Source organism: Fibrella arboris (assembly GCF_041321095.1).
Lineage (GTDB): Bacteria > Bacteroidota > Bacteroidia > Cytophagales > Spirosomataceae > Fibrella > Fibrella arboris.
On record NZ_JBGGWE010000013.1, the window covers coordinates 111,876 to 125,981 of the forward strand.

Annotated in this window: 6 protein-coding genes; 4 read left to right on the forward strand and 2 right to left on the reverse strand. The window is 56.5% G+C overall.

Features of this window, described 5'->3' with window-relative positions; all coding sequences use genetic code 11:
• Positions 1–11: 11 nt before the first annotated feature.
• The 4 genes from ACAW75_RS20895 (at position 12) to ACAW75_RS20910 (ending at position 10,977) form a co-directional block, all read left to right on the forward strand.
• Positions 12–1,589, forward strand: coding sequence for a sodium:solute symporter family transporter (locus ACAW75_RS20895; protein ID WP_370730696.1), 1,578 nt, complete (start codon positions 12–14; stop codon positions 1,587–1,589).
• Between the two features lie 160 nt (positions 1,590–1,749).
• On the forward strand, positions 1,750–4,527 hold the full coding sequence (locus ACAW75_RS20900; protein WP_370730697.1) for a glycoside hydrolase family 95 protein: 2,778 nt from the start codon (positions 1,750–1,752) through the stop codon (positions 4,525–4,527).
• A 120-nt stretch (positions 4,528–4,647) separates the two neighbouring features.
• The gene (locus ACAW75_RS20905) at positions 4,648–8,178 is read left to right on the forward strand and encodes a malectin domain-containing carbohydrate-binding protein (RefSeq protein ID WP_370730698.1); all 3,531 of its coding nucleotides are present in this window, start codon (positions 4,648–4,650) and stop codon (positions 8,176–8,178) included.
• A 168-nt stretch (positions 8,179–8,346) separates the two neighbouring features.
• Positions 8,347–10,977, forward strand: a complete 2,631-nt coding sequence (locus ACAW75_RS20910; protein WP_370730699.1) for an RICIN domain-containing protein — start codon at positions 8,347–8,349, stop codon at positions 10,975–10,977.
• A 238-nt stretch (positions 10,978–11,215) separates the two neighbouring features.
• Here ACAW75_RS20910 and ACAW75_RS20915 read toward each other — a convergent pair whose 3' ends face one another.
• Positions 11,216–12,232 (reverse strand): zinc-binding alcohol dehydrogenase family protein, encoded by a 1,017-nt coding sequence (locus ACAW75_RS20915; RefSeq protein ID WP_370730700.1) that lies wholly within the window; start codon positions 12,230–12,232, stop codon positions 11,216–11,218.
• Between the two features lie 95 nt (positions 12,233–12,327).
• Positions 12,328–14,103 carry a RagB/SusD family nutrient uptake outer membrane protein gene (locus ACAW75_RS20920; RefSeq protein WP_370730701.1) on the reverse strand — a complete coding sequence of 592 codons (1,776 nt, stop codon included), beginning with the start codon at positions 14,101–14,103 and terminating at the stop codon, positions 12,328–12,330.
• Positions 14,104–14,106 lie beyond the last annotated feature (3 nt).

The window sequence follows — 14,106 nt, forward strand, 5'->3', positions numbered from 1 at the left end:
TAATCCCCACCATGACCAACATCACCGACCGCCTAACCGCCCTTGATTATTTTATCGTTCTGGCTTACCTGAGCACACTGGCCATAATCGGGTATCGAGCCAGTGTGCCGAAGAAAGGCGCACCAGACGAAACGCTGTTTCTGGCGAATAAATCGTTGGGGTGGTCGAGTATTGGTTTCAATATGTGGGGCACCAACGTGGGGCCGTCCATGCTGCTGGCCTTTGCCAGTATTGGGTATAGCACCGGAATTGTCGCCATCAATTTCGACTGGTACGCGTTTGTTTTCCTGTTCCTGCTCGCCATCGTTTTCGCACCTAAGTACCTGGCTGCCAACGTATCGACCATGCCTGAGTTCATGGGGCAGCGCTACGGCGAATCCACGCAAACGATTCTGGCCTGGTATGCGCTGATCAAGATCCTGATTTCGTGGCTGTCGCTTGGCCTCTTTGCCGGTGGGTTTCTGGTACGTCAGATTCTCGGTTTTCCCATGTGGCAGTCGGTCATTGTGCTGGTCCTGTTTGCCGGGCTGTTCGCCTACACGGGTGGCCTGAAAGCCATTGCCCGCGTAAACGTATTCCAGATGATTTTGCTCATTGGTGTCTCGCTCACGCTGACCATTTTAGGCATTAATAAAGTGGGGGGACTCGCCGCTGTTTTCCAGAAAGCCCCGGCCGATTACTGGCGTTTAATTCACCCGGCCAGCGACACAAAATACCCCTGGCCCGCCATTCTGCTGGGTTATCCGGTGGCGGCGGTGGCCTTCTTCTGCACCGACCAGGCCATGGTTCAATCGGTGCTGGGTGCGCGAAACCTGGAGGAGGGGCAGCTTGGCGTTAGCTTCATTGGCTGGCTCAAAATCCTGTCGCTTCCCCTGTTTATTCTACCGGGAATCCTCTGCTTCATTCTGTACCCCAACCTGAAAGACCCCGCCGAAGCGTACATGACAATGGTAACGAACCTGTTTCCGCCGGGCATGAACGGACTGGTGATTGTGGTGTTAATCGCGGTCCTGGTCGGCACTATTGGCTCGTCGCTCAATTCGCTGAGTACGGTGTTTACGATGGATGTGTATGCCCGACAGATCAACCCGAACGCCACCAACCAGGAACTGATCAGAATGGGTCGGATTACCGTCGTGGTGGGCTGCCTGTTCGCCGTACTCATGGCGCTGGCCATCGACAGCATCAAGGGGCTGAACCTGTTCGATGTATTCCAGTCGGTGCTTGGGTTCATTGCCCCGCCCCTCTCAGTTGTTTTTCTGCTGACCGTGTTCTGGAAACGTACCAGCCGCAGTGCCGTGAATACCGTATTATCGGCGGGTTCAGCGTTTAGTCTGGGCGTAGGCATCCTGTATTTATGGGTGTTTCCACCCGATAGATATCCCTTCTGGCCGCACTATCTGCTGTTGTCTTTCGCCATTTTCTCGGTGCTGTTAGTCATGGCGGTTCTTATCTCACTGCTTGATCGACATCCGTCTATCTACGTACCTGTCACGAACGTATCCATCATCAAACCCACCCGCCGCGTCTGGATCGCCTGGATTTCGCTCATCATCGTTATGGTAGGTTTGTATTTGGCTTTGCATTGATCACGTAGCACCGAAGCTCCAGCTTCGGTAGTGTAGCTAGTTCAACTACCGAAGCTGGAGCTTCGGTGCTACATGATCCATGAAACCAGTCATCATACTAATAGCCTGTCTTTTAACCACGTCAACAATCCAGGCTCAGCCACCAGTCAACCACTCACTAATGCTGTGGTACAGGCAACCGGCTAAACAATGGGTGGAGGCGTTGCCGATTGGTAACGGCCGGTTGGGCGGCATGGTGTTCGGGGGCGTTGAGAATGACCATATTCAGTTCAACGAAGCAACGCTCTGGACGGGCGAACCACGCGAATACCAACGCGAAGGGGCCGCGCAGTACCTGCCCAACATTCGACGGTTGCTGGCCGAAGGGAAACAGGCAGAGGCCGAAGTCCTGGCACAGGCGAACTTTATGGGTCGGCAAACAAACGAGGCGAATTATGTGCCACAAAAAGAAGCCTGGTTTGCTAAGGTCCGTAAGCTAGCCGATGCAACCGTCAGCCCGGCGGCGGTCGCGTTTGAGGAACGTACCTGGAAAACGATGGCCGTACCAACTGCCGACGGATGGGAACGAACAGGGCTGGAAGGGCTTGACGGGGCCGTTTGGTTCCGCACGTCGTTCGACCTCCCGCAAGCCTGGGCCGGGAAAGACGTGGTGCTTGACCTGGGGCGTATCCGCGATCAGGATTTCACGTACCTGAACGGCAAACTGGTGGGTACATCGGAAGGCATTGCCAAAAATCGGCGCTACACCATCCCGGCGGCTCACCTCCGCGTTGGCACGAATCAGGTCGCCATTCAGGTCATCAACCTGTTCGACAAAGGTGGTTTTATTGGCGTCAAAACAAATCAACCCACGTTTGTCGTCTACCCCGACGGGCAGAAACCGGCAGATGGTGTTCCGTTGAAACAGCCGTTCCGCTACTGGATCCAGGACGATGATCCGCCGGCTTCGCCTCGTTACCAGGCTGATTACCAACCCTTCGGTGATCTATGGCTCCGGTTTAACGGGCAAGGCCAGGCTACGAATTACCGGCGTGAACTGGCTATATCAACGGCCATTTCCCGCGTAACGTACCTGGCCAGCGGCGTACACTTTACGCGCGAATACCTCGCCAGTGCCCCCGGCCAGGCAATCGCCATTCACCTGACTGCCGACAAACCGGGCAAGATCACCTTTGACGCCACACTGGATAGTCCACATAAAGCCTATAGTGTCCGAAAAGTGGATAAGCAGACGATTGCGCTCTCTGTTCAGGTACGAAATGGTGCGTTGCGGGGAGAAAGTATGCTGCATATTCAAACGCAAAAAGGTCAGATAACCGTGTCGGGTGATAAACTAGTCATCTCAGGTGCCGACGAAGCTACCCTATATCTGACAGCGGGCACCAACTTCAAAAGCTATAAAGACGTATCCGGCGACCCGGCCGTGCTGAGTCAGCGGCCGTTACAGATGCTACGTACCCAGCGATTCGACGCTAGTAGGGCCGCCCACATAAGAGAGTATCAAGCGTATTTCAATACGCTCTCGCTCGACTTGGGGCATTCGGCCAGCGAACAACTGCCCACCGATGTGCGATTACAGCAATTCGAGAAAGCGGCGGACCCATCGCTGCTTTCGCTTTACCTGCAATACGGGCGGTACCTGCTACTTTCCGCTTCACGGCCGGGCCGCAACGGCGTACTGGCACAGCCTGCCAATTTACAGGGTATCTGGAACGACCTGCTCACACCACCCTGGGGCAGCAAATACACCACGAATATTAATCTGGAAATGAATTACTGGCCGGCCGAAATGCTGAACCTGTCCGCCTGCCATGAGCCTATGTTTCAGGCGATTGAGGAAATAGCTGAGTCGGGACGCAAAACGGCCAAAGCGCATTATAATGCCCGTGGCTGGGTGCTGCATCACAACACCGATCTGTGGCACGGCACAGCCCCGATCAACGCCTCGAATCACGGCATCTGGGTAGGCGGCGGCGCGTGGGTAGCACATCACCTCTGGGATCATTACCGCTACACGCAGGATCAGGCTTTTCTGAAAAATAGGGCTTATCCGATCATGAAAGAGGCCGCCCGCTTTTTCGTGGATTTTCTGGTGAAAGATCCAAAAACGGGCTGGCTCATCAGCACACCGTCCAACTCGCCCGAACATGGTGGGCTGGTGGCCGGGCCGACCATGGATCATCAGCTCATTCGCGATCTGTTTAAGAATTGTATCGCCGCCAGTGAAACGCTTGGTACCGATGCTGCCCTCCGCGATACGCTCCAAACGATGTACCCGCAGATTGCCCCGAACCAGATCGGCAAACATGGTCAGTTGCAGGAATGGCTACCGGATAGCGACGATCCTAAAGACACGCACCGGCACGTGTCGCACCTCTGGGGCGTTCACCCCGGCACCGACATCACCTGGGACGACACGCCCGATTTAATGAAAGCCGCCCGCCAGTCGCTGCTGGAACGGGGCGACGAAGGAACGGGCTGGAGTCTGGCCTGGAAAATCAATTTCTGGGCCAGATTTCGGGATGGCGATCATGCGTATACCATGCTCAAACTCCTGTTCCGGCCCGCCATTTCGCCGGAAGGTCTTACGGGTGGTGGCTCCTACCCCAACCTCTTCGATGCTCATCCCCCCTTTCAGATCGACGGCAATTTTGGCGGGGCCAGCGGCATTGCCGAAATGCTGTTACAAAGTCAGGGGAAAACCATCGATCTGCTCCCGGCGCTACCTGCCGCCCTGCCAACGGGACACATCAATGGCCTCTGTGCCGCAGGCGGTTTTGTCCTGAACATCCGCTGGCAAAATGGCAAGTTGGCGGGTGTTGATGTTACCTCTAAAGCGGGGCAGCCCTGTACGCTTCGCTATGGCGGAAAGCAGGTACGTATTACTACTGCAGCAGGGAATACGTACCGGTTTGACGGAGAGTTGCAGGTGTTGTAATAGCGAATTCTCACAAACTATTTCGCTAACGTACCTGCGACGATTTTGTCATCCCGACGTGAGGAGCGGTCCGCCGTTGCGGGATGACAAAAAACAACAATCAATCTGCCACAAGCCAACATGAAAATCCTTTTTTGTCTCTTCCTTTTCATCAACATCTGTGCGGCCCAGTCAACGCTGCGGCAGGTTATTTCGCTGGATACGGGCTGGCGGACGGTTGCTGGCGATAAGCAGCAGGAAAACCTGAATTTTGAGCAAACAGCATTCGTAGAGAAGAGCTGGAAATCAGTTGACGTACCCCACAACTGGGACGATTATGACGGGTATCGCCGCCTGACGCATGGCAATCGGCACGGGTATGCCTGGTATCGTAAAACGTTCGCGGTGCGCCCTCAGCCTGCGGGGAAACGGTATTTTCTTTTCTTCGAGGGCGTTGGCTCCTACGCCACGGTCTGGCTGAACGGGCAACCAGTAGGCACGCATGCGGGTGGACGTACAACGTTTACGCTCGATGTGACGAACGCAATTAAGCTGGATAAGCAACCCAACCTGCTGGCTGTTCGCGCCGACCATCCGGCCCTGATCACCGACCTGCCCTGGGTGTGTGGCGGCTGTTCTGATGATCGGGGGTTCTCGGAAGGCTCACAGCCGATGGGCATTTTCAGGCCGGTACACCTGCTCATCACCGATCCGGTACGTATCCAACCGTTTGGCGTTCATGTCTGGAACGATTCGACCACAACGGCGGCCAAAGCGCCGTTGTATCTGGAGACGGAGATCAAAAACTATGGGGCTCAGGTACGTTCCGTAACACTCGTCAGCCGACTTGTCGACAAGCGGGGCAAACCGGTTTTTGAGCAGACGAATAACACAACCATTCAGCCGGGTCAGCTAGTCCTGATTCGGCAGGAACCCCCGGTTGTAGTGAATCCGAGGTTATGGTCAGTCGAGAATCCGTATCTGTACACGCTTGTCTCGGAGGTAATTGAAAACGGGAAGTCCATCGACCGGCATATAACGCCCTACGGCATTCGCTGGATAAACTGGCAGCTTGGAAAAGTGCCCGGTGAGAATCGGTTTCTGCTCAACGGAAAACCCGTTTTCATCAATGGTATTGCCGAGTATGAGCACCTGCTGGGCAAGAGTCACGCGTTCAGCAGCGAGCAGATCCGGTCGCGGGTACAGCAGATCAAAGCCGCCGGCTTCAACGCCTTTCGGGATGCCCACCAGCCACATAACCTGCGGTACCAGACCGCCTGGGATTCGCTCGGTATCCTGTGGTGGACGCAGCTTTCTGCCCACGTCTGGTACGACACACCCGCCTTCCGGCAGAACTTCAAAACACTGCTGACCGAATGGGTACGTGAACGGCGCAACAACCCGTCGGTGGTGCTGTGGGGCCTGCAAAACGAAAGCAAACTGCCTGCCGACTTTGCCCGGGAATGCACGCAGCTCATCCGGCAACTTGATCCCACGGCCTCGTCGCAACGAAAGGTAACGACCTGCAACGGCGGTGCCGGCACCGACTGGGACGTCCCCCAGAACTGGACAGGCACCTATGGCGGCGACCCGGCTACCTACGCCGACGATGTGAAACGACAGGTACTGATTGGCGAGTATGGGGCCTGGCGAACAGCAGATCTGCATACCGAAGGGCCGTTTCGGGCCAATGGCGTGCTGAGCGAAGACCGTATGACGCAGCTCATGGAAACGAAGATCAGGCTGGCCGAGTCGGTGCGCGACCATACCGCCGGCCAGTTTTTCTGGCTATTCACCTCACACGACAACCCTGGCCGGGTGCAGGGCGGCGAGGGACTCCGCGAACTGGATCGTATTGGGCCGGTAAACTACAAGGGATTATTGACACCCTGGGAAGAGCCTCTCGACGCGTATTATATGTTTCGGGCCAATTACGCCGACAAGCACAACGAGCCGATGGTATACATTGTCTCGCATACCTGGCCCGACCGCTGGATTGCGCCCGGCCTGAAAGATAGTCTCACGGTCTATTCCAATTGCGACGAGGTAGACCTGTTCAACGATGTGCGTACCCTGTCGCTCGGGAAACGTACCCGGCAGGGCATCGGCACCCATTTTCAGTGGGATAACGTACCTATCCAGTACAACGTCCTGTATGCGGTTGGGTACGTTAATGGCCGCGAGGTGGCGCGCGATTATATCGTCTTGAATCACCTGCCCAGAGCACCCCATTTTGACCAGTTCCTGGCTGGCAGCAAACCAATTACCGCTTCGCGGCCTGCCTACAACTATGTATATCGGGTCAATTGCGGCGGGCCAGACTACACGGACAAACAGGGCAATACCTGGATGGCGGACCGCCCACGCAGCACCACCGCCACCTGGGGGTCTACCTCGTGGACGAATGATTTTCCCAGTCTACCAGCCTTCTTCGCCAGCCAGCGACGTACCCACGATCCCATTCGGGGCACGACCGACTGGCCACTCTTCCAGACCTTCCGCTACGGGCGCGAGAAGCTACGCTACGCCTTTCCCGTTCCAGACGGCACCTACCGGGTTGAACTGTATTTCACCGAACCCTGGCTGGGTACGGGCGGTGGCCTCGATTGCACCGGCTGGCGGCTTTTTGATGTAGCCGTGAATGGGAAAACGGTGCTCAAGGATCTGGATATCTGGAAGGAGGCCGGTCATGACGGAGCGTTGAAGAAAGTGGTTGACGCGCAGGTTACCGGCGGACAGCTAGTGATTTCCTTTCCGCACGTGGCCGCTGGCCAGGCCGTTATCTCAGGCATCGCTATTGCTACAGCCAACCAACATACGAAGCCAGCACCAGGACCAAACCCCTTAATTACCAGGCTGGAAGTGGCCAATAGCACAGCCAACTGGTCGGTGCAGACCTGGCTTGATACGGGCGACAAGCCATATGCCGATGACCCGACCGCTTTCCGCAGCTTGCCCGCTACCCTCTACGGTGCCGAATGGCTTCGCGGGCCTAAAAGCGCCGCCAACGTACCCAGCTTCACCGTTTCGGAACAGGCCGATGTGTTTGTTGGGCTGCATAGCTCTGCCGGTGCCAGACCGGCTTGGCTGGCTCGTTTCGAAGACACTAAGACGGGCATCGAGAATGGGCAGGGAGAGACATTCCGGGTATACCGTAACCGATACGATAAAGGCGCAACGGTGCGGTTGGGTGACCCCGGTAGCGTTGAGTCAGGTACGGTCAGCCCGTTCACTGTGATGGTGACGCCAGTCAGCACGATTGAGCCGGCCTATGACCTTAAGCCAGCCACCACCTACACCATTACAGCCTCGCGATTATCGGGCCCGGGTATCGAGACAGACAGTCTGAACGACCGGCCTGTAGCAACGATCAAAAAACCAGCTGGCGGCACCCTCGACTGGACCCTAACGACCGGCGTTGCCGACACCTATTCGCTGACGATCCGGTACGCCAATCCGACGACGAGACCGCTAAAGGCCAGAGTGGAATTGCTATTGGCCGATGGTACCCGGATTACTGAGGAAACGCTGGAGTTCGCCCCTTCGCGCCCCGGCAAATGGAACCTGCTCACGACCTCGACCGGCACGATGATCAACGCCGGCACCTACACCCTTCGGCTGACTGCCCTTGATGCCCGGCAGTTAAGCCTTTACCAGTTGATTGTGCAATGACACGTACTGTATCCCCGCTCGTAGAACTATTCGCTCGTCGGGCAATTAATGACCGGCCAGACAACGGACTACCGGCTAATAAATTTCGCCCTATCCAGTAAGGCTATCTGGTTACTCAGGTCCGATAATCTGCTCTAAAGACATAGATAAATCTTCGGTCCATATCAGATGTTTACAGCCATTTTGAAGCGGTACGCCGCTGTTTACAGCCTACTTGGTTGGTTAGGAGTTCAAACGCCCACCTTCGGCTTATCCCCGCTATCGCTACCCGCGAGCACCATTGATAAGTCGACAAAATACAACCCGGCCACTACGCCACCACTGGCTGCAATTACTTCGCCTAAGCTGTCGGGGCCTGCCTCTGTTTCCGTAATCGACCCTGCTAAGTGTTACCGGCTGGTGTCTCGCCTGAGCGGTAAGGTGGTGGAAGTAGATGGCGCTTCGGCCAACGACGGGGCGCCCCTCCGCCAGCGTACCGACGCCAACCAGCTGGCCCAGGGCTGGCAACTGACCCCCGCCGAGGCGGGCTACTACCGCCTTTCGGTGCTCCACAACCAGAAGGGCATCCAGGTGAACAACGCCTCCACGGCCGAGAGCGCCCCCCTGGAGCAGTGGACCTACTGGGGCGGTAGCCACCAGCAGTGGGCCCTGCAGCGCAACGCCGAAGGCTACTACACCTTGAGCAACCGCAACTCGGGCAAGGCCATGACCGTGCGCAGTGCCAGCACGGCCGAGGGGGCCGACATCATCCAGCAGGCCCTGGGTACGGGCCAGCACCAGCAGTGGAGCATCGAAGAACGAAGCTGTACGACCACGCCAACGACCAACCGGCCACCCGTCGTGATAGCCACCTCTACGTCATTGACAGGCACTTCTCCGCTGAGCGTGACTTTCACCGCCAATAAATCGTATGATCCCGACGGCGACCCGATCGCCTACGAATGGGACTTTGGTGATGAGACCAGCTTTTCCACAGAGGCCAATCCGGTGAAGGTGTTTACGGCAAAGCCCGGGAAGTCGGGCGTTGGTCTCATTCTTCGCTATACCGTTCGACTAACGGTCATCGACAGTAAAGGGCTGAGAAGTGCTGTGCAGACCTTTGATGCATCGCTCAATAATAACCCACCGACCGTTCGGATCACCAATCCGGTCACCAACGCCAAATACAGTCTCGATAAAACGACCAGCTATACCCTGGCTGCGACGGTTACCGGCAATGGAATCGCTTCCCAAATCTGGCAGGTAAAACTACGTCGCACTGCCAGTGAGCAACTGGTAAAAACCACGTCGGGAGCCAATCCCGCCATCGATATTTCACCGGTAGGCTGTGATGGCACGAATCCGTACTACCTGATTGCCGTAAAAGTGACCGATGCTGCCGGACAGTCTGCGCAGGACTCCGTCAAGATTTATCCCGACTGTACCACGCCCAGCCTGGCAGTGACTAACCTGACAGCCACCCCATTCAACTACGTCAACACGGTGCAATTGAACTGGACCAACCCCGTGATTCCATTCGATGACGTGCTGGTAGTGGGCAAGGCCGGTGCCGGCTTTACCGATATTCCTCTCGATCCGCTCTACACGGCCAACGCAAGCTTCACGGGCAACGGCTCTGCCCTGTACGGAGGCAAGGTGCTCTACCAGGGCACAGGTACGTCGGTAAATGTGACCGACCTGACAGGCGGTCAGAAATACTACTTCCGGGTATTCACCCGCAAAGGCAACGGCTGGAACGGTGGCGTGGAAATCAGCGCTACCCCGGCAACATCAAACCGTGCCCCTGTAGTGGTAGCCACCTCTACCTCGCTAACGGGCAGTTCACCGCTGAGCGTGACCTTTACCGGCAACAGATCATCTGACCCTGATGGTGACCCCATCACCTATCAGTGGGACTTTGGCGATGGCAGTTTTTCCACAGACGCCAATCCGGTGAAGGTCTTCACCATTCAGCCAGGGCGCCAGGGGGTCCCTCAAACCAGCTACAGCGTGAAGCTGACCGTGTCGGACAACAGGGGAGGCATCGCTAGCAGCCAGTCGTTGCTGGTCTCGCTGCGTTCTGCCAGCACCACAACCATTGATCCCAATAAGTGTTACCGGCTGGTGTCTCGCCTGAGCGGTAAGGTGGTGGGCGTCGAGGGCAGCGCACCCGACGACGGGGCCCCTCTCCGCCAGCGTACCGACGCCAACCAGCTGGCCCAGGGCTGGCAACTGACCCCCGCCGAGGCGGGCTACTACCGCCTTTCGGTGCTCCACAACCAGAAGGGCATCCAGGTGAACAACGCCTCCACGGCCGAGAGCGCCCCCCTGGAGCAGTGGACCTACTGGGGCGGTAGCCACCAGCAGTGGGCCCTGCAGCGCAACGCCGAAGGCTACTACACCTTGAGCAACCGCAACTCGGGCAAGGCCATGACCGTGCGCAGTGCCAGCACGGCCGAGGGGGCCGACATCGTCCAGCAGGCCCTGGGTACGGGCCAGCACCAGCAGTGGAGCATCGAAGAACGAGGTTGTACGACCGGTGGGCGCGTAGGCGTTGCTGAACCGGGCATGGCGTTCAGCCTGTGGCCAAACCCGGCAAATGACCATGTATTGATCGATCTGAGTCCGGCGGCGGGTAAACCCGTTGGCTTGCAGGTAAACGACTTACTGGGCCGTCCGCTCCAGCAAACGCAGCTCGAGGTGGCTCCAGCAGCGCCTTACCGTTACCAGACAGACCAGTTACCAAACGGATTATACCTGATCCAACTTACGCCCACCGGGCAATTACCAACCACACTAAAGCTGTTGATTCAGCGATAGGCGCTTCTCTGGTATAACCTACCGTGATCTACGAACGAAGCCAGGGGTCCAGTACTGACACGTGTCAGTTCTGGACCCCTGGCTTCGTTATGTACGGAATGATTCATCCCGACTCAGGGTAGGCATCTCAATTCGATACCAACTACGCTGGCTGCTTAGCCATGCCGCCGTCAGGTTTCAGTATGAGCCGTGTGCCTGTCTCTGATAGGCTTCAACGTTGGCGAGACTTATCAGGCCCCTACGCCAACGCCACCATCGCCTTGATGACGCCATTCGCCGGGTCGAGCCAGCTGGCGAAGGTATCGGCAACCTGATCGAAGGCTACGCGGTGGGTGATGTAGGTGGTTGGGTCGATCAGCCCTTTTTTCAGGCAGGCAATGACATGCTCGAAATCCTGCCGGGTGGCGTTGCGGCTGCTCATGAGCGTGGCTTCCCGCTTATGAAAGTCGGGGTGACTGAATGCGATCTCACCTTTCTGAAGTCCGACGAGGACGTACCTGGCTCCGTGGGCCATGTACCGAAAGCTGTTGTTGATCGCTTTCAAACTGCCGGTGGCATCCATGACCACCGTCGGCATATCGCCGCTGGTAATCGCCTGAAGCTGCTCCAGCACATCGGGCGATAGGGCATTGATCGTATGCGTTACGCCCAGCTTTTCCCGGCAAAAGGCCAGCCTTCCTTCATTGATATCCAGCGCAATGACAGTGCCCCCCGCAATGCGGGCAAACTCCATGATGCCTAAGCCAATGGGACCGGCCCCAATGACCAGTACATACTCCCCAGGCTGTATGTTTGCCCGCCGAACGCCGTGGGCACCAATCGCCAGTGGTTCCACCAGCGCCAGTTCATCAACACCCAGCCCGTCGCCGTGAACGAGTGAATAAATCGGCACCGAGAGATAATCGACCATGCCGCCATCGATGTGTACGCCGCTTACCTGAAGCTGCGTGCAGCAATTGGGTTTCCCCGACCGGCAGGCTATACAATGCCCACAGTTGAAATAAGGAATAAAGGTAACCAGCTCCCCCGGAGTGAAATCTGACGCCCCATTGGCTTCTACCAGCTCGCCGGCCAGTTCATGCCCCAGAATTCGGGGATATGAGAAGAACGGCTGGGTGCCTTCATAAGCATGCAGGTCGGTTCCGCAGATGCCAATACGTTTGATTCGAATAATGGCCCGTTCAGGTGCCGACTCGGGCATACTGCCTTGCTGATAGGCAAATACGCCGGGGGTTGTGCAAACTAAGGTTTTCATAGCCAGAGCAAGGTAGTTGTAAAAACTGCCGGAACATTCACCCGGGCAACAAAACCCACGTGAACATCCCGGCAGTATACACTACGAGAAGCAATCTATTTTAAAGGGTCAAACGTGCCGCCCCAGGTGTTGTTCTGAATGATTTTGGGGTTGTTATCAATGGCCGTTTGCGGAATAGCGAAGAAGTAATACTCTGGTTTCCAGTTGATCGCGTACTTCGTATCAAGCTGCTTGAAGACCAGCGTAAAGTAGTTGGTGTAGGCCAGATCCAGGCTCACGTTATCGCGGGTGGTGGCAAAATCGGCCGGCACACCCGTTGTCTTCAGGTTGATCGTCACACCAGTGCGGCGGGTACCGTTCAGCGTTTTTTCGATCAGTTTCCAGCGGCGAAGATCCCAGAAACGCTTGCCTTCGAAAGCAAATTCAATCTGGCGCTCCAGCAGAATGGCCGCAAACAGTTCATCGCGGGTCATCGCGGCTTTTAGGCCATATAGCCCGTCGGTGCCTGCTTCGAGCCCCGCCCGTTTCCGAATAGCTTTCAGTTGGGTGTAGGCGTCGTCGAGTTTGTTGATGCCTACTGCGCTTTCGGCCAGGTTCAACAGCACTTCTGCAAAGCGAATCTCGATCCAGTCGGTACCAGAATACTGCACATCACCGATGGCGGCCGTTGGGTTGATCGCTTTCCGGGCATAAAAACCGGTGTTGCTGGCTTTCGCTTCTACCGTTTTACCACCCGCAAAATACGTCCAGACTTTATTGGCGGTATTGCCGTTCAGCGGCCAGGTTACGCCGTTATAAGCGATCGTTTTGTCGAAACGGGGATCACGGTTTTTGTAGAAGAGCTGGTCGGTGTACGCGTACTTCGTCGACTCGCCGGGTTTCTTGCCATCCAGCATCGGGAAGGCCTTCACCATCTCCCACGAAGGCTGGTTAGAGCCTCCACCAGTTCCGTTGTACGACGGACGGGTCGCATTGTCATAGCCATTATTCTTCTTCGTCTGGTCGCCCGTCGACGTGTTATAACCCGTCAGGAATACGGCTTCAGGGTTGTTTACTTCCTGGAACCAAAGCTGGTCGAACGACGCGTGCAGTCCGTAGCCGTTGGCCGTTAGCAGGTCATACGCCTGTTTATTGGCGTCGTAGGCAGCCTGCCATTTCGCCTGGTCGTCAGACGGGTTAAACTGTGGACTGGCGGCCGTCATGAGCACTCGCCCTTTCAACGCGGCGGCGGCTCCTTTCGTGATCCGTCCCCAATCGGCCGACGATGCCCATTTTCCTGGCACCGACGCAATGGTTGAGTCGAGGTCTTTTACGATCTGGGCAAACGATTCGGCGGTTGTGTTTCTGGGCAGGAACGCTACGCCCCGGGCTTCGTCGCCCACGGCGGCCAGCGGCGTTAACACCAGCGGAACGCCGCCATACAGCCGAACGAGGTCAAAATACCGCCAGGCGCGAAAAAACTGGGCCTGCCCTCTCAGCTTGTTTTTGGTCGCCGCAGGGAGTGAACCGTTCTTCACATCGTTCAGGAACATATTGATGACCCTGATTTTACCGTAGTTGTTGGTGGCGCTGAGGGCGGTGCCAAAATCAGCTACTTCATTAACCAGCAGTGTTCCTTCCAGTAGCTTGCTTTCACCGAACGATTCGTCCGTCAGGTTGGTCACGCTGGGTGTACTTGGCCCAAGCGTGGCAATGCCAGTTGGCAGGTTCTGGTCGTAGATATAATCCAGGTTCATCTGGGAGAGGGTCGAATCTTTAAAGATCAGATCACCACTGGTTGAACTCAGATCGGTTTTGTCGAGCACGTCCTTGCAGCTTGTCAGGGCAAGGGTGGCGCAACAGACGGCGAGGAATTTATAGGCGAATTTCATTAG

Bases quoted from the DNA above. Each gene is read 5' to 3' on its own strand.
- ACAW75_RS20915 (WP_370730700.1), bottom strand. From the start codon at position 12,232: ATGAAAACCTTAGTTTGCACAACCCCCGGCGTATTTGCCTATCAGCAA.
- ACAW75_RS20920 (WP_370730701.1), bottom strand. From the start codon at position 14,103: ATGAAATTCGCCTATAAATTCCTCGCCGTCTGTTGCGCCACCCTTGCC.
- ACAW75_RS20905 (WP_370730698.1), top strand. From the start codon at position 4,648: ATGAAAATCCTTTTTTGTCTCTTCCTTTTCATCAACATCTGTGCGGCC.
- ACAW75_RS20900 (WP_370730697.1), top strand. From the start codon at position 1,750: ATGCTGTGGTACAGGCAACCGGCTAAACAATGGGTGGAGGCGTTGCCG.
- ACAW75_RS20895 (WP_370730696.1), top strand. From the start codon at position 12: ATGACCAACATCACCGACCGCCTAACCGCCCTTGATTATTTTATCGTT.
- ACAW75_RS20910 (WP_370730699.1), top strand. From the start codon at position 8,347: ATGTTTACAGCCATTTTGAAGCGGTACGCCGCTGTTTACAGCCTACTT.